The organism is Streptomyces sp. NPDC001070, assembly GCF_053598835.1.
Map to the genome: position 1 here is coordinate 36,950 of NZ_JBSFLB010000044.1, position 16,364 is coordinate 53,313.

Annotated in this window: 14 protein-coding genes and 2 pseudogenes; 10 read left to right on the forward strand and 6 right to left on the reverse strand. The window is 70.9% G+C overall.

The annotated features are described in order from the left end of the window. Nucleotides 1–9 precede the first annotated feature (9 nt). Both ACWDAS_RS36730 and ACWDAS_RS36735 read left to right on the forward strand, forming a co-directional pair. Nucleotides 10–486 carry a hypothetical protein gene (locus tag ACWDAS_RS36730; protein ID WP_450399604.1) on the forward strand — a complete coding sequence of 159 codons (477 nt, stop codon included), beginning with the start codon at nucleotides 10–12 and terminating at the stop codon, nucleotides 484–486. A gap of 63 nt (nucleotides 487–549) precedes the next feature. Further along, nucleotides 550–1,221, forward strand: a complete 672-nt coding sequence (locus ACWDAS_RS36735; RefSeq protein WP_450399605.1) for a class I SAM-dependent methyltransferase — start codon at nucleotides 550–552, stop codon at nucleotides 1,219–1,221. 45 nt (nucleotides 1,222–1,266) lie between these two features. Here ACWDAS_RS36735 and ACWDAS_RS36740 read toward each other — a convergent pair whose 3' ends face one another. From ACWDAS_RS36740 to ACWDAS_RS36750, 3 genes are all read right to left on the reverse strand, one after another. Continuing rightward, on the reverse strand, nucleotides 1,267–2,592 hold the full coding sequence (locus ACWDAS_RS36740) for an MFS transporter (protein WP_450399607.1): 1,326 nt from the start codon (nucleotides 2,590–2,592) through the stop codon (nucleotides 1,267–1,269). Then, nucleotides 2,589–3,197, reverse strand: a complete 609-nt coding sequence (locus ACWDAS_RS36745; protein ID WP_450399609.1) for an ArsR/SmtB family transcription factor — start codon at nucleotides 3,195–3,197, stop codon at nucleotides 2,589–2,591. The genes ACWDAS_RS36740 and ACWDAS_RS36745 overlap by 4 nt, the downstream gene beginning before the upstream one ends. A gap of 190 nt (nucleotides 3,198–3,387) precedes the next feature. Then, a complete protein-coding gene (locus ACWDAS_RS36750) occupies nucleotides 3,388–4,887 on the reverse strand; it encodes an FGGY-family carbohydrate kinase (protein WP_450399611.1) in 1,500 nt (499 codons plus the stop codon). A 494-nt stretch (nucleotides 4,888–5,381) separates the two neighbouring features. On the opposite strand from ACWDAS_RS36750, the gene ACWDAS_RS36755 reads away from it, so the two are divergent. From ACWDAS_RS36755 to ACWDAS_RS36765, 3 genes are all read left to right on the forward strand, one after another. Further along, on the forward strand, nucleotides 5,382–5,891 hold the full coding sequence (locus ACWDAS_RS36755; RefSeq protein WP_450399613.1) for a SigE family RNA polymerase sigma factor: 510 nt from the start codon (nucleotides 5,382–5,384) through the stop codon (nucleotides 5,889–5,891). A 61-nt stretch (nucleotides 5,892–5,952) separates the two neighbouring features. Next, a complete protein-coding gene (locus tag ACWDAS_RS36760) occupies nucleotides 5,953–6,666 on the forward strand; it encodes a hypothetical protein (protein ID WP_450399616.1) in 714 nt (237 codons plus the stop codon). Nucleotides 6,667–7,447: 781 nt separating this feature from the next. After that, a complete protein-coding gene (locus ACWDAS_RS36765; RefSeq protein WP_450399617.1) occupies nucleotides 7,448–8,098 on the forward strand; it encodes a cysteine hydrolase family protein in 651 nt (216 codons plus the stop codon). Between the two features lie 289 nt (nucleotides 8,099–8,387). Here ACWDAS_RS36765 and ACWDAS_RS36770 read toward each other — a convergent pair. Then, a pseudogene (locus ACWDAS_RS36770) lies at nucleotides 8,388–9,155 on the reverse strand (NAD(P)-dependent alcohol dehydrogenase); the annotation flags it as partial. 58 nt (nucleotides 9,156–9,213) lie between these two features. Next, the gene (locus ACWDAS_RS36775; protein ID WP_450399620.1) at nucleotides 9,214–10,197 is read right to left on the reverse strand and encodes a helix-turn-helix domain-containing protein; all 984 of its coding nucleotides are present in this window, start codon (nucleotides 10,195–10,197) and stop codon (nucleotides 9,214–9,216) included. Between the two features lie 112 nt (nucleotides 10,198–10,309). Here ACWDAS_RS36775 and ACWDAS_RS36780 point away from each other — a divergent pair, with 112 nt between their 5' ends. The 5 genes from ACWDAS_RS36780 to ACWDAS_RS36800 all read left to right on the forward strand — a co-directional run bounded on the left by ACWDAS_RS36780 (nucleotide 10,310) and on the right by ACWDAS_RS36800 (nucleotide 16,082). Beyond that, nucleotides 10,310–11,341 carry a saccharopine dehydrogenase family protein gene (locus ACWDAS_RS36780; RefSeq protein ID WP_450399622.1) on the forward strand — a complete coding sequence of 344 codons (1,032 nt, stop codon included), beginning with the start codon at nucleotides 10,310–10,312 and terminating at the stop codon, nucleotides 11,339–11,341. Between the two features lie 673 nt (nucleotides 11,342–12,014). After that, complete coding sequence (locus ACWDAS_RS36785; protein WP_450399623.1) at nucleotides 12,015–12,764, forward strand: lysophospholipid acyltransferase family protein; 750 nt, start codon at nucleotides 12,015–12,017, stop codon at nucleotides 12,762–12,764. A 511-nt stretch (nucleotides 12,765–13,275) separates the two neighbouring features. Next, nucleotides 13,276–14,097, forward strand: coding sequence for an MBL fold metallo-hydrolase (locus tag ACWDAS_RS36790; protein WP_450399626.1), 822 nt, complete (start codon nucleotides 13,276–13,278; stop codon nucleotides 14,095–14,097). 480 nt (nucleotides 14,098–14,577) lie between these two features. Beyond that, nucleotides 14,578–15,048 (forward strand): GNAT family N-acetyltransferase, encoded by a 471-nt coding sequence (locus ACWDAS_RS36795; protein WP_450399629.1) that lies wholly within the window; start codon nucleotides 14,578–14,580, stop codon nucleotides 15,046–15,048. Nucleotides 15,049–15,473: 425 nt separating this feature from the next. Further along, nucleotides 15,474–16,082 (forward strand): AraC family transcriptional regulator, encoded by a 609-nt coding sequence (locus tag ACWDAS_RS36800; protein WP_450399631.1) that lies wholly within the window; start codon nucleotides 15,474–15,476, stop codon nucleotides 16,080–16,082. Between the two features lie 36 nt (nucleotides 16,083–16,118). Here the strand turns inward: ACWDAS_RS36800 and ACWDAS_RS36805 are convergent. After that, a pseudogene (locus ACWDAS_RS36805) lies at nucleotides 16,119–16,364 on the reverse strand (TetR/AcrR family transcriptional regulator); the annotation flags it as partial.

The window sequence follows — 16,364 nt, forward strand, 5'->3', positions numbered from 1 at the left end:
ATTCGATAGATGAAGCAAGGGCTGGGACGGAGGGTGGGCGGCGGCTTCCCACCGTGGCGGGACGCCGCCGCCTCCCATGGCGTGGCGGTCCACGAGCGCATCCACATACAGGCACTCGAGAGCGGGCGGCCGCCGATGTTCGAGAACAACGATCCGGCCATGCGACGTCTGGTGATGGACGGGGCGCCGGCAGGCAGGGCCGCATACCAGGCCGACCGGCGCGGCACATGGGAGCTGGATACCGACACGCCCTTCCACGAACCCGAGCACGAGGATGCGACGTCGCCCGCAGTCGTCATCGGTGCCGTCGACGCGAAGGCTCGCGCACTCACGCCTTCGCCGGTAACGGCACTGCCACCGCAGAAGGAGTGGTGCACGACCACAACCCGCTGGATCTCGAAGAGGTGCCGAGCGAGCAGTACGGAGAGAAATGCCTGGGTGGCTCGTCCGGTCCCGACGACCACGGGGAAGACCGTCATCGGTTGATGTCGTCCATCCTTCTCCGAACCAAGGGGCCATCCCGCTTGGGCTGTTGGGTAGCCTGCGGTCGTGGGAACGGGACCGGACACTGACGGCTGGCTGGAAGACACGCGGACGTCATACGACACCGTCGCTGCTGGTTATGCAGACCTGACACGTCACCTTCTGGATGAAGCGCCCGAGGAACGCGCTGTCCTGGCGTTGTTCGCCGACATCGTGCGCGCCCAGGGCGGGGGCCCGGTTGCGGACGTGGGATGCGGGACGGGGAGGATCACGGCTCACCTGTGTCAACTGGGCGTGGACGCGTTCGGGATCGACCTGTCGTCCGGAATGATCGAGGTGGCCCGGCGTGATCACCCCGGCCTCCGGTTCGATCTCGGCTCCATGACGGACCTCGCCCTCGCCGACGCCTCGGTGACCGGCCTGGTCGCCTGGTACTCGCTGATCCACATCCCCGACGACGAGATCGGCTCGGTCTTCGCGCAATTCCGGCGAGTGCTTCGGCCCGGCGGGCCACTGCTACTCGGCTTCCACGTCGGTGACGAGTCGCAGTTGAAGACTCAGGGCTACGGCGGGCACCCGATGAACGTCTATGTCCATCGTCGGCAGCACGACCGGATGTTTGCGTGGCTCAACGATGCCGGCTTCGCCGTCGAGACACACAGAACTCTCACCTCAGCCGAGAGCAAGCTCGGGGGCATAATTCTCGCCCGCCGTCAGGCCACCGACCCGGAAAGGTGAATCAGTCGATCTGGTGCCGCTTTTGCCGAGTTACGGCCGGCGATCCTATCGCGACGCCGGCGACGGAACGTCGCCTGCCTTCGAGTCCGAGTCCCTGTCCGGAGCCACCGGATCGCCGGAAGTCAGGGAGCGGACGCGTGGTATCGGCGAGGGCAGCAGCCAGAGCAGCGACAGCGCTCCGCCGACAGCGGCGATGAGGAGGGTCGCCCGGAGGCCGATGAGGGTGGCGAGGAGGCCTCCGAGGACGGCGCCCACAGGGCGTAGGCCGTAATTGATCGTGCCGTAGGCGCCCGCGACGCGGCTGCGCATGCCATCGGGGATCACGGCCGCCTGAAGGGAGTTGAGGTTGACGTCGAACAGCATGACGCCGACGCCGGAGAGGAACTCGGTCACGGCCAAGGATCCGGCGCGCGCCCAGAGAGGGCCGCCCGCAGCAGCGGCGATGGCGATCGGTGCCGGGAACGACACAGCGCCCACGGCGATGCTGCGACCGACTCCGAACCGTCGCGAGATCTTCGGGGCGATCACCGCGCCGAGGAGCGAGCCGGTGGCGCCGATCCCGAACGCCATGCCGATGACTCCCGCGGTCAGTCCGAGGTTCCGGTTGGCGAACAGGACGATCAGTCCACTGCCCGCGACGAAGGTGAAGAAGTTGACGGTCGCCGCGCACCCGAGGCTCGCCCTCAGCACCGGGTGACGGACGACGAACACCAGTCCCTCCCTGGCACGCCGCAGCAGCGGGGGTGCCGCTTGGTCGTGGGCGGCTGGAGGTTCGGCGATCGAAACCCGACCGACCAGAACCGCGGACGCCAGGTACGTCAGGGCGTCGACGACGACGGCGACGGGAGCGGTCAACGCCTGGACCAGAGCACCGCCGATCGCCGGGCCGGCAACGTATGACGCGGACCGGCTGGCGCTGAGCTTGCTGTTCGCGTCGACGTAGGACGACCGGGGCACCAGGTGGGCGAAGAACGGCGGATAGGCGGTGTTGAACAGCACCCCGGCAGCGCCCGTCAGCACAGCGACGGCATACAACTGGCCCAGGGTCACTGCCCCCAGCAGACAGGCGGCCGGGAGGGAGACGAGCACTGCGGCGCGGACCAGGTCGGCGAGAACCATCAGGCGCCGCTTGTGGATGCGGTGGTCGACCCAGGCACCGAGGACGATCGCGAGCAGGTTCGGCGTCCAGATGAGCGCGGTCAGCCAGGCCACCTCGTTCGCCGAAGCGTGCAGCGCGCCCACCGCGATCAGTGGCAGGGCCAGTTCGGTGATCCGGTCGCCGAACTGTGAGATCGACTGGCCGGCCCAGAAGCGCCGGAACCGCCTGTCGCGCCAGAGCGATACGGGTAATGCCCGGTCCGTGGCGCTCATGACGTGCCGCCGGTCTGATCCTCGGCGCCCTCGGGCAGGACGTACCGCAGCAGCCGGACGCCGCGGCCGTCGGCCGGACGCGCGGCCTCGTCACGCGTCACGTAGGGCGCGAGGACGAGTTCGATCGCGTCCTCGATGGCGGCGAGTTCGTCGGCGGAGACGACGACGCGGGTGTTGGCCAGCCCCGCAAGCCGCCGCCACGCCGGTTCGAGCTCGGGCTCGACCTCGGCAGCCCACCGGTTCGCCAGGTCTCCGGAGCGCAGGAACATCTCCCGGGACAGGACCCGCGCGGCCGACATGCCCTCCTCGTCGTCTGGATCCCTCGGCGCCTCGAACCGGAAGCCGCGCGCCACCGCCTCCCACCGCCGCTGCCGGCGATCCGGGCCTGGCTCGGCATCGCGGACCAGCCCGAAGCTCGCCAGATGCCGCAGATGCCAGCTGGTCACCGACGGGGTCGCTCCCACGTCGGGCGCGAGTTGCGTCGCCGTCGCCGGCCCGTGCCGCTGCAGGCGTTCAAGGATCGCCAGCCGCACTGGATGCGCCAGCGCCCGCATCGTCTGCGGATCAGTGATCTCGATGTCGCCCAAACGATTGCCGAGGTCCATGACGTGAGAGTTTCCTCTCACATTTCGTGAGAGGCAAGTCTCACGTCTCCGGAACATCGGTGGCCGCCGTTCGATGGCCGTCTCCGCGGCGGGCTCGGGACCAAAGATCCGGCTCATCGCGGCGGCACCACGCGCAGGCCCCCGCAGTGGCCCCGTTGAGCTCCCCCTGGCGAACCCAGGCCGCCGAAGGTCAGCTGTCCCGCTCGGCGCTCGCCGCTCCTTCGGCTTCACGCTGGAGCCGAGCGAGGGCGTGGACCGTGTCGCGTGTCGCCGGATACAGGCCCCGGTACAGGCTGTGCAGCCGGTCGTACGCGGACGTCGCGGCCGGGTCCGGTACGCGCTGCTCGCGTACGGGGTTCCACGTCGCGGTTGCCGCTTCGTCGGCGAGTTGGGCGGCAAGCCGGGCGGCGCCGTAGCCGGCGCCGACGGTGATGCTGGGGATGTCCTGGGGCAGCCCGGTGACGTCGGAGACGATCTGTGTCCAGAGCCTGCCCTGCGTGCCTCCGCCGACTGCGACGACCCGCTCGACTTCGGCGCCTGCGTGTCGCATGGCCTCGATGTTGTGGCGTACGCCGTGGGCGGTGGCCTCCAGCGCGGCCCGGTAGAGGTCGCCGCGGGTGTGCTCGACGGTGAGGCCGGCGATCACCCCGCGAGCGTCGGGGTCGGCGATCGGGGTGCGCTCGCCGGCGAAGTACGGGAGCATCGCGAGACCGCGTGCGCCGATGCCGCTGTCCGCGGCCTCCGCCAGCAGGACGGCGCGCTCGGGTGAGCCGAACAGGCCGCGCAGCCAGTCGGTGACCGCCCCGGAGGTGGCCATGCCGCCGGCGAGAGAGCGGGTGCCGGGGAAGGCCCCGACGGTGCTCCACAGCTCAGGAACGCGCGGCTGCCCGGCGACGGTGGCGATGAGGAACATCGTCGTGCCGTACATGAGCATCAGGTCGCCTGGTCGTGTCGCGTCGACGCTGACGGCCTCGGTCCAGGCGTCGATGGTTCCGGTGAGGACGGGCGTGCCCGGGGAGAGCCCGGTCGCCGCTGCCGCCTCGGCCGTCACCGTTCCGGCCTGGTCACCGGGCCAGCGCAGCTCGGGCAGGTCCGCGTGCGGCCACACCGCGTCCACCCAAGGGCGGTACCAGTCCTGCGCCCTGGTGTCGTAGAAGGGGACGGACTGGCTGGCCGAGTGATGGTCGAGCACATAGGCGCCGGTGAGCCGGTGGGCGAGAAACGAGGCCGGCATGAACAGCCGCCGTGCGGCGGTGAACACCTCCGGCTCATGCTCGGCCACCCAAGCGACCTTCGGCCCCACCGCCTGCGTGGACAGCACACTGCCGCACCGGTCGAGGACGGCTTGACGGCCGAGTTCGGCCTCGAGCCGGGCGATCTGCGTCACGGCCCGCGTGTCCACGCCGTAGAGAATGGCCGGGCGCAGCGGCCGGCTCGCGGCGTCGGCCAGGGTGACGCACGGGCCCATGCCGCTGACGCCGACCGCCTCAACCCGCTCGCCGACGGACAGCAGGTCGCGGGTGATGCCGCGGAACTCCTGCCACCACGCCTCGGCGTCCATCTCGACGTGTCCTGGTCTCGGACGGGAGACGGCGTGCTCGCGCACCGCGGTCGCGATCACCGTGCCGCCGGCGTCGACCAGGACGCCCTTGCTGCTGGATGTGCCGATGTCCACACCGAGGAAGGTCATACCTGGATGTCCCCGCACGGGTGGACGGTGACGCCGAGAACGCCGTCTCGATTTGCGAGGTTGTCGCCGCTGGTCAGAGAGCTGTCCGGGTGCGTACGTCACCGTTCAGCCCTGGGACGGGTGCGGCTCGTTTCGAGGGACGCCTGACCAGGCAACCGTGCCGGCTCCGCGCCGCCCGCACGTTGTCGTTCCGCCCGGCGGCGGATCGGGCCGTCGCACCCCGCGTCCGGAACCGCGGGCGCAGGCCGAGTGGCCGGCCCGATCGGTCCGACGCGATCTCGGTGCGGGAGAATCGCACGCACCGGTTGAAGCGGCCCGCACTGGAACTGGAGCTACAGCCACCGCGCCAGTCCCAGTCCCGACCCCACTCCGGCCCGACGCCGACGTCGCCGAAGGGAAGTTCCCACGAGGCGGCCGGATTTCTGCTCCTCCGGGTGGGACGTAACCCTGCGGCCACAGCGTCTTCAGAGTGTGGACGACGAACAGGATCTCGGATGAAGCGCCGGTACGAAGAGGATTTCATGGCGTTCGCCACTGCGCGATTCGCACCTCTGTTCCGCTCTGCGTGTGTGCTCACCAGCGGTGATGTACACCTGGCGGAGGACCTGGTGCAGGACACGCTGGGCCGGATGTATGCCAACTGGCGCAAGATCGCGCACGTGGACGACCCAGCGGCCTACACCCATACCGTCCTCGTACGGACCTACTTGTCCTACCGCCGCCGGCGCAGCAGCTCTGAGCAGCCCACCGACACCCTGCCGGACTCCGGCGCCGCCACCGAGCACGACGCCACGCTGCGGGTCACGTTGCTCGACGCTCTCGGCCGGCTCTCCGCCCGGGACCGGGCCGTGCTGCTCCTGCGCTACTGGGAGGACCGCAGCGTCGAGCAGACCGCCGCGATCCTCCAGGTCCGGCCGGGCGCGGTACGCAACCAGAGCATGCGCGCGCTCGCCCGGATCCGGGACCTTCTGGGCCACGACCTGTCCGAGCTCGTCAGCCCCTGACCCCGGTGCCGCGGCACCTACCCAGCCCTCCGCACCGACCCCCGAAACGCGGTGACCCGCCATGCCCATCGAAGAAGACTTCACCGAAGCCCTCCGCGCCACCCTCCTGACCTTGGAGCCGCCCAGCACCCCGGCATTTCTGCAGGCCGCTGTCCGCGACGGCCGGCGCAGGCGCCGCCGCCGCGCCGCGGCCGTCGGCGTGAGCGGAGCAGCCGTACTCGCGCTCGTCGGGCTCGGCGCGGCGGTCGTTCCCGGACTGCTGTCCGACGGGCGGACAGACGACCCCACGCTCGCCGGTCCGGCGGCCTCGGCCACGACCGGCACGGACACGGCATCCGCCACCCCGAAGCCGACCTTCACCGGCGCACTGCCCGCCGACCGCGCCCTTGCCACCCTGACCGCGCTGCTGCCGACCGGCCTGACCCATTCGAGTCCGCCCAACGGCCGGCAGTCCGGGCAGCTGTGGGTGGACGACGGCCACGGCAAGTCGCTGCTCGAGGTGCACGTCTCACGGCAGACCGACACCACCGCGATCCGCAGCCACGTCTTCGCCGGCACGACACCCTTGGCCGACGGCACCCTGATCCAGTCCCGGCAGGCACCACCCGGAACGGACCCCGGGCACGAGGCGGTGAACGTACTGCATCCTGACGGGCTCTACGTCACCATCATGCAGTGGCAGGCACCGAGCCAGAACGCCCCCTCGACCCGCACCACGCCGATCCTGACACTGGCCCAACTGCGGGCCATCGCGACCAGCTCGCGGTGGCGGTGACGCCCCCAGCGGCCGCGCGGCGGGCCGACACGATCCCGGCGGGCCGATCACCTCGGTGCCCGGCCGCTGTCCGGTCGTGCCCGCGCCGGCAGTACTGATCTGCCTTCAGGCGCGGGACGTCCGCACCCGGGCCACCGTACCGAGCACCGCCACTCCCCTATGTGCAGGGGTGGTGCGCATCGACCTGCGGAGCTCGCGGCCCCCGAGCGCCGGGCCCGCGTCCAGTGCCGTCCGGGTGACCACCCGGACGGCCGGTTTCGGCCGGCCCCTCCCGTTCGCCGTCAGTGGGCGGGGGCGACATCCCGCCCCGGCTCGATCGGTCCGGGACGATCAGGGCAGCTCGATCAGGACCTTGCCGACGGCGCCCTGCTCCACAGCCGCGTGGGCCTCGGCGACCCGCTCCACCGGGAAGCGTGCAGCGGCAGAACCGCCTGCTCGCCGACCCGCAGCGCGCCGTCCGCGATCGCGGCGGGGACGGCCGCCACCGCGTGGTCCTGGATTGCCGACCAGGGATGGGGCAGGGAAATTCGCCTGCGGCACTTCCACTGCGTCAGTCCTGGTCATTTGCTTTTACACATGATCGCCCGAACAGCCGGCAGAGAGCGGGTTCACCGGCACCGGTTTAGACTTTAACTTCGGGCAGCAGGGCGTTACCCACGTCGTGACAAGTTGTGCGGCCAATCGACGTCTGTATCGAGCCCGCAAGCCGCCGTCATGAAACTCGGCCACCGCGTGACACGGAGACGTAGCGCATCCGCGACGCGACAGGAGCGAGGAAGCGATGAACGACCGAGCGAACGCCTATCCTCCGGACGAGACAGCCCTGCTGATCATCGACCCGTACAACGACTTCCTGTCCGAAGGCGGAAAGCTGTGGCCGTCCGCAAAGGAGGTGGCGGAAGGCATCGGCCTGCTCGACAACATGCGCGCCATGCTCGCTGCGGCACGCGAACTGGGCTTCCGCGTCTTCATCGTGCCCCACCACCAGACGACACCCGACGACTACCGTACGTGGGACCACCTGTCCCCCACCCAGCAGCGCGTCGTCCAGGGGCAGACCTTCGCCGTCGGCAGCTGGGGAGCCGAGTGGCACCCCGACTTCATACCCCGCGAGGAAGAGCTGGTCATGCGCCAGCACTGGGCCTCGAGCGGCTTCGCCAACACCGACCTGGACATGTTGCTGAAGCAGCACCGCATTCAGAAGGTCGTATTCATCGGCATGAAGGCCAACACCTGTGTCGACACCACAGCGCGGTTCGGCCAGGAACTCGGATACCACGTCACGCTCATCCGCGACGCCATCGGCGCCTTCAACTGGGACGAGATGAAGGCGACCTTCGACGTCAACGCGCCCGCGTACGCGCACGCCATCCTCACCACCGAGGAATTCCTGACCATCGTGGGCAAGCAGCCTCAACCGATGGCCATTTGACCCGGCAACACGCAGGCCGTCGTCCCTCAGGCCCGCCTGAGAACCGAGGGCGGAGAATTCGTTTCCCACGCCGGCAGATCCCGCGCGGTCGACAAGCGAACGCTCAGCCGCGACGTGAGCCTCAGCCTGTTCCCCAACTGGATGGGCGGGTCGCGCATCCGGGTCGCCAGGCTGGACGGGCGGCTCGAACTGAGCTTCCCCGCCGCCACAGCGCTGTAGGGGCGCAAGCGCACCCCCGTACGCACCTGGGCAAGGCTCCGACCTGGTCGACCCAGACCGGCAAATGCGCTCACGCCACCGTGACCACGGCCTTGCCGCCGGCGTGGCCCCGCTCCACATGGCGTACGCCCTCGGCCGCAGCAGCCAGTGGGTAGGTCTGGCCGACCACCGGGGTGAGCCGGCCGGCGTCGATGAGCGCGGTGACGGCGAGCAGGTCTTCCTGGGTGGGTCCTGCCGGCGCTGCCGGGAGGATGACGCGGAGCTGCTGCCGGACGAACGTGTTGGCCGCGAACAGCCGCAGCATGGAACCCACCGCTCCGATCAGGCGGCCGGGCGAGCCACCGCCGTTGGCCACCAGGGTGCCTTCGCGGGTGAGTGCCCGGCGCAGCCGGCTGAGCGGGTGGTTGCCCACGTTGTCGAGGATCAGGTCGTAGTGTGCGCGTGCGTCGGTGAAGTCCTGCCGGACGTAGCCGATGACGTGCGCGGCGCCCAATGAGCGCGCCAGGTCGGCGTTGGCGGCGCTGCACACCGCGGTGACCTCGGCGTCCAGGGCCGCGGCGATCTGCAGGGCGAAGGTGCCCACGCCGCCACCGGCCCCGTTGACCAGCACGCGCTGCCCGGCCTGCGCCCGTCCCACGGTCCGTATGCCGCGCAGCGCGGTCACCGCCCCCACCGGCACGGCCGCCGCCTGCTCGAACGTCAGCCCCGAAGGTTTGGGCACCAGCAAGTCCGGTGTGGTGAGGGCGTATTCGGCGAAGGACCCCGGACGGCCATCCCCACCACACCCCCTCTCGTACGGGCAGGACCCGAAGTCGCCAGGGTAGCCCCTGACCTGCGCAACGAGGCCACCGCCACGGACAGCAAGGCGCCCATCCCGGACGCTCCGCCCCCAGGGTTCAGGGGTGTCGGCGGTGTGGCTCGCTGCCGTCCAAGCCGGGGCGGCTCCGCAAGCGAAAGGTGCGGCGATAGGTGTCGGGAGGCACGCCGACCGTGCGGTTGAAGTGCCGGCGCAGCGTCGTGGCGGTCCCCATGCCGGTGGCCGACGCGATGGTGTCGACGCTGTCGTCGGTGGTCTCCAGCAACTCCTGGGCGTGGCGGATCCGCTGAGTGAGCAGCCATTGCAGCGGGGTGGTGCCGGTCACCGACCGGAAGTGGCGGCCCAGGTTGCGCGAGCTCATCCGTGCCTGGCGGGCCAGGTCCTCCACGGTCAGCGGCTGGTCCAGCCGTTCGATCGCCCAGGGGAACAGTTCGGCGAGCGGGTGGCTGTCCGGGGCGGGCGCCGGGGTGGGGACGAACTGGGCCTGGCCGCCGTCCCGGTGCGGCGGCACGACCAGGCGTCGGGCCACAACGTTGGTGACCGACGAGCCGTGGTCCAGGCGGACGATGTGCAGGCACAGGTCCATGGCGGCGGCTTTGCCGGCGGAGGTGAGCACGGTGCCGTTGTCCACGTAGAGGACGTCCGGGTCCACCGTGACCCGGGGGTAGCGGGCGGCCAGGACTGCGGTGTGCGCCCAGTGGGTGGTCGCGCGCCTCCCGTCGAGCAGGCCCGCGGCTGCCAGCACGAACGCGCCGGTGCACAGGGAGGCCACGCGTGCGCCCGCCTCGTGGGCCGCGCGGACGGCGTCGACCAGTTCGGCCGGTGGGTCCTCGTCGACGTCGGCCCAGCCCGGGACGATCACGGTGTCGGCGTCCGGGAGCCGGTCGAGGCCGTGGTCGGGCTCCAGCCGGAACCGGCCGGCCCGTACGGCGCCCGGCCCGCAGACGGCCAGGTCGTACCAGGGGCCCGCCACGTCGACCGGGGCGGAGCCGAAGACCTCGTAGGCGACGGACAGTTCGAAGTGCAGCATCCCGTCGGTGACGGCCAGCGCGACAGTGCCCATGTCCGGAATTGTACGGGGCATGGCGTTCCAGACACTCGCGGTCCGGTGCCCGCCCTCGCGAGGATATCCCCGGCTGATCGCAGCAGATCATTCCAATGAGGGGGAGGAATTCATGAGTTCGGGGCTCAAGGTGTCGGTGTTCGGCGCGTACGGACACACCGGGCGCTTCGTGGTGGCACAACTGCTGGATCGCGGGTTCGTCCCGATTCTCTCCGGGCGTGATGCCGACAAGCTGAAGGTACTCGCGGCATCCGAATCCGGACTGGACGCCGTCCCGGCTTCGGTCGAGGACCCGGCCTCGCTGGACCGCGCACTGGCCGGTGCGGCCGCCGTGGTCAACTGTGCCGGGCCCTTCGCCACAACGGCCGCCCCCGTGATCGAGGCGGCACTGCGCGCCGGAATCCCGTACGTCGACGTGGCCGCCGAGATCGAGGCCAATGCCGATACCTTCGCGCACTTCACGGACCGCGCCCAGGCGGCAGGAGCGGTGATCGTGCCCGCCATGGCCTTCTACGGCGGCCTCGGGGACCTGCTGACCACCGCCGCGATGGGCGACTGGACGGCGGCGGACGAGGTGCACATCGCCTACGGGCTGAACAGTTGGCACCCCACCGCCGGCACGCGTGCCGCGGGCGCGGTCTCCCGGCAGCGACGGGACGGGCGACGCGTCCGCTACTCGAACGGGCGACTGGAATACCGCCACGACGCCCCGCCGACCCTCACGTGGCCCTTTCCCGGCCCGATGGGCCCCCGCGCCGTCATCGGGGAGTTCACGATGGCCGACGTGGTCACCGTTCCCAGCCACCTGTCCGTCCCCGAAGTGCGCACCTACATGACGACCGAGGCGGCCAGGGATTTGTCGGCCCCCGACACGCCGCCGCCGGCCCCGGCCGACGAGCACGGGCGGTCGGCGCAGACCTTCCTCGTCGATGTCGTCGTGCGCTCCGGAGGCAGCGAACGGCGCGCCGTGGCGAAGGGGCAGGACATCTACGCCGTCACCGCGCCGCTCGTCGCGGAGGCGGTCGACCGCATCCTCACGGGACGGACCACGACCGTCGGTGTCGCCTCCGCCGGCGCGATCTTCGACGCGCCCGACTTCCTCCGCGCACTGTCCTCGCACATGTCCGTGCAGCTGCGGGCGTGATACCCGGGCCCGCTCCACGGCCACCTGCCGGCGGGCCCGAGCCACCGCGCTGGGTCGCACCGCCGAAGCTCTCCTCCGTCGCGCCGCAGACGCCCACCACGATCCGGTACGCGGGGGACTTCTCGGGCGCGCCGCATACGGGTGGCCCGCCGGATTGACCGGCGGGCCCGCCCCGTCCCCCTGGACCTGACGTCAGACGCTTCTCCGCTCGATCACGTCCGACGGTCCCCAACAGGTGAGGCTTAAACCCTACGATTGATTGACGCTACAAGCAAATCCGGGAGTCCTCCCCCGCACCCGCGAAGGTCGACAGTTGATCGACGAACCACACGACGCCTAGGATGTTGCGGAGTCAAGTAGTTTGTCGGCCCCGTGGCGGTTCGCGCCGCGGCGAACGCGAGTCCGGATCCCCACCCCCACGAGAGAATCCATGCGCAACGTCCACGAGGCCCCTGCGGGGCTGCCGCGAACCGTGCCTTCGTGCCTGGTGGGCATCCTCCCGCGCCATGACCGGCCGACGGAGTGCACGACGGCAATCGCCCGCCTGTGGGCCTGGATCCCACGGCAACCGGGGGCTGACGCGGGCACCTGACAGGCCACCGGTCTGCCATGCACCGGGGAGCGACACGACCAAGCGGCCCGATCGCGCCGCGCAAGCAAAGGAGGACCCGGGGTGCCCGGCAGATCGCACAATCCCTACGGCTTCTGGTACCGGCTGGCCGCGGCCATCGCGAAACCGGTGCTGTTCATCCTCGTCGAACGCCGGTGGCGCGGGCACGAACACATGCCTGCCGAAGGCGGTTTCATCACCGTCGTCAACCACATCTCCTACTTCGACCCGCTCACCTACGGGCACTTCCAGTACAACAGCGGCAGGCCGCCCCGCCTTCTCGCCAAGGCCTCCCTCTTCACCATCCCCTTCGTCGGCATGGTGCTGCGCAAGACCGGCCAGATCCCCGTCCACCGCGGAACAGCCGACGCCGCACTCGCGCTACGGAACGCGATCGACGCCGTCAACAAGGGGGAGTGCGTCGCGGTCTACCCGGAAGGCACCGTCACGCGCGACCCGCAGCTGTGGCCGATGACCGCCAAGACCGGTGCGGCACGCATCGCCCTGACGACCGGCGCGCCCGTCATCCCGGTCGCCCAGTGGGGCGCCCACCGGATCGCGCCGCCGTACGCGCGCGGAGGCCGCGGCAACCGCCGCGTGTGGCTGGTCCCCCGGCAGACCGTCCACGTCGTGGCCGGACCGCCGGTCGACCTCAGCCGCCACGAGGGCCGGGAGCTCACGCCCGATGTCCTCAAGGAGGCCACCGAGGACATCATGACCGCGATCACCGCACTCCTCGCGGACATACGGGCCGAGCAGCCGCCTGCCGAACGCCACACCATGCGCAGCGCCGCACGCCGGAGCGCCGCGTGATCGCGCACCCGCCGCCGGCGGGTGGCGGCCGGCCCGTGCGCCACGAAGGCGCGGCCCTCAACGCGGCCTCTGGAGAGAGTCGACCCCGGCGATGAAGCCACGCCGCTCGCGGACAGCGCGGACGGCCCCGAAACACGCCGGGATCGTCGGCCGCCTCCACCGGTGACGCGCGGCGGGCCGCCCCGAGGGCTGGGCAGTTCCAGCAGCGCCCCCGCCACCGTGGTGCGGTGCCACCGCCGGCCGCCGGCCATTCAGCCCCTCCGGCAGCATCACACCGCTGCGGGACACGAGCCGGCCTCGGGTACCCCCGACCGACCGGCATGAGGAACCGCTCGTGGACGCGTCTTCCACGGGCCCGTGGCGTGCGCAGTTCCCGCCGAGTCGCCCGGGGTGAACAACTTCCACAAAATCCCATTGCTCACCTGCCGCCGGTCCCACGGTCGGTGTGGTGAGGTCACCGAGGGCCCGGCGACGGGTCCTCTGCGACCAGTCCAACAGCGAAGGTGCCGTCATGACCGACCGGATCAGCCCCGCCCGCCGCCCTGGCGCAGTCAGCGTCCTCGGGGGCCCCACCACCGTGATCGACATCGGCGGACTGCGCCTGGTGGCGGACCCCACCTTCGACGACCCCGGCGACCACGGATACCTCACCAAGACCGCCGGGCCCGCCGTCACCGAGGACGCCCTCGGGCCGGTGGACGCCGTCCTGGTCAGCCACGACCTCCACCCCGACAACCTGGACACCCGCGGCCGCGCCTTCGCCCTCGGGTCGCCGCTGGTGCTGACCGGACCCTCCGCCGCGCGGCGTCTGGGCGCGCCGGCCCAGGGGCTGTCGGTCTGGGACAGCGTGGAGCTGCCCCGCCCGGCCGGCGGCACCGTCACCGTTCACGCCGTCCCCGCCCAGCACGGTCCCGACGACGGTGAACGCGACGAGCAGGGCCATGTGAACTGCGAGGTCACCGGCTTCGTCCTGACGGGGGACGAGTTGCCCACCGTCTACATCAGCGGCGACAACGCCTCGCTCGCGGTGGTGGCCGAGATCGCCCGCCGCATGCCGCCCATCGACGTGGCCGTCCTGTTCGTCGGCGCGGCGCGCGTGCCGTCCAAGATGCGCGGCCGGCCCCTGACGCTGACCGCGCAGCGGGCCGGCGCCGCCGCCTCCGTACTGGGGTCACCGGTCGTCGTCGCCGCCCACTGCGACGGATGGGCGCACTTCAGTGAGACCCGCGACGACATCGAGCAGGCGTTCGACGACGCGGGCCTCGCCGAACGCCTGCGCACCGCGGGCAACGGCGACTGGATCGACCTGAGCCAAGCGGGCACCCAGCGCTGACCGGGTGAAGGACATGCCGCCAGCGCTGCCTGCCGTCGACGTCGCAGCACCGCCCGGCCACGACGAGTTCGGTGGTGGCGTCGATGAGGGCCCGTCACCTTGCGGACGGGCCCTTTCGGGCGTTGCCGGGCAGTGAGAGAGCCGTACGTATTCCCGAAGGGCGCATCGCAACTGCGGTGGCTTCCCCTGCCGGAGTGCAACTCGTCGGCACACCCTGGATGGACCCGCCCGAACACCACACGGATCCACCTCGCGACCCACGGCCGCTGCCGCCCTCACCAAGGGACTGCCTCGGAGGTGATCACAGCCCGGCGCGCCAGTCCCGCTCCGGATCGCCTGTCTCGAATACGCTGCGAAGACGTCCGACCTGGCGTCCGCGACACCGCGTGCGCGCATCGGCATGCCCGCCCGTGACGGCTCTCGCGTCGCCCGGGACGACCCGGCAGCCGGATGCCTGCCGGATCCGGGAAGGGGTGTGGCATGAAGTCCCCAGGTGTGCACCTACGGGAGATCACCGATGACAACCGGGATGCCGTTCGCGCCCTCCGCGTCCGACGTGACCAGAAGCAGTTCGTCGCCTCCGTGTCCAAGTCGCTGAAGGAGGCGGCGAAGAAGCCGGAGGCCAATCCCTGGTACCGCGCCGTGTACCGCGGCGACGAGCCGGTCGGCTTCGTGATGCTTTCGTGGAAACCGCCGGCTGGTCCCTTCAAAGGACGGCACTTCATCTGGCGCCTCCTCATCGACAAGCGGTACCAGAAGCGAGGGATCGGCCGAGAGGCGCTCACGCAGATCGCCGCCCTGGTTCGCGAGGACGGTGCCACCGAGCTGCTGACCAGTTACGAGCCCGGTGATGGCGAACCGTGGCCCTTCTACCGGAAGTTCGGGTTCGAGCCCACCGGGGAGATCGACGACGGCGAGATCGTTCTGAGGCTCGGCTTCCCCGCTCGGTGAGCTCGTACGGGCCGCGGAATGGAGCACGTCCTCGACTGAGCGGGGATGGGCCTGCAGGACGAGGTTGTGGGGGCCGCTCAGCGCGAGGCAGGCGCGGGTGTCGGGTAGCCGGATGAGGGCATGGCCGATGTGCGGCAGGTCGGCGGGTGGGACCGTGGCCCAGAAGGTGACGGCGACGGGCCGGCCGCCCAGCGGGCGGGCGAAGTCGCAGCGGAAACGCAACGTGCCGGTCCGGCCGAGCTGGTCCAGGCGGCGCTCGACGGTGGAGGCGCTGGGCGCCGGCCCTCTGCCGTACCTCGTAGACTGGGGGCACCGTGAAGATCCGCCGCCACCCGGCGGAGGACTACCTCGGCCGGAACGGTCCCGCAGGGCCGGTCTCCCGATCCCGGCGCGGGAGATCTGACGCCAGAGTGGGAGGAGTTGTGATGCAGGTCGCAGTGGTCACTTTCGACGGGTTCAACGAGCTGGACAGCTTCATCGCCTCCGCACTGATCAACCGCTGCCGCAAGGATGGCCTGGAGGCCTTCATCACGACGCCGACGCCCGTGGTCACGTCGATGAACGGCGTCGAGGTGACCGGGCAGCGCCCGATGGACTTCGTGAGCGAGGCCGACGTCGTACTGATCGGCAGCGGGGTGAAGACCCGCGACGTGGTCGCCGACGACCGATTGCTCTCCATGCTGCCGCTCGACCCCTCTCGACAACTGATCGGGTCGCAGTGCTCCGGCGCGCTGGTGCTGGCGCACCTCGGGTTGCTGGGTGACATGCCGGCCTGCACCGACATGAAGACCCGGCCGTTTGTCGAGGCCTGCGACGTCACCGTGCTGGACGCGCCGTTCCACGCCGAGGGCAACATCGCCACGGCGGGCGGCTGCCTGGCGTCCCAGTACCTCGCCGCGTGGGTGATCGGCCGGACGCTCGGGGAGGACGCCGTGCGCGACGTCATCGGCTACGTGGCTCCGGTCGGCGAGAACCAGGAGACCGTCGAGCGCGCCTTGCGGGCCGTCCACGCGGGCGAGGTCGCACTGCGCTGACCCCCGAGATCCGTCCGGTCCGGCAGCTCTGAGCTGTCAGGCCGTTCCCGCAGCGTCCAGCAGGGCCGTGGCGGTGGCCACGGCCAGTCCGCCCAGGGGCTGGTCCTGGACCACGGTACGGGAGCTGGATCCGTCGAAGGCGATGGTGAGCTGGCGGGCCAGCAGCTCGGGATCCCGCGCGCCGCCGCGCCGGGCCTCCGTGCGGAAGAAGTCGGTGAGCGCGTCCTTGAAGCGCCGGGCCACGATGCTGGCGGGGTGGCCGGGGTCCTTGAGCTCGAACGC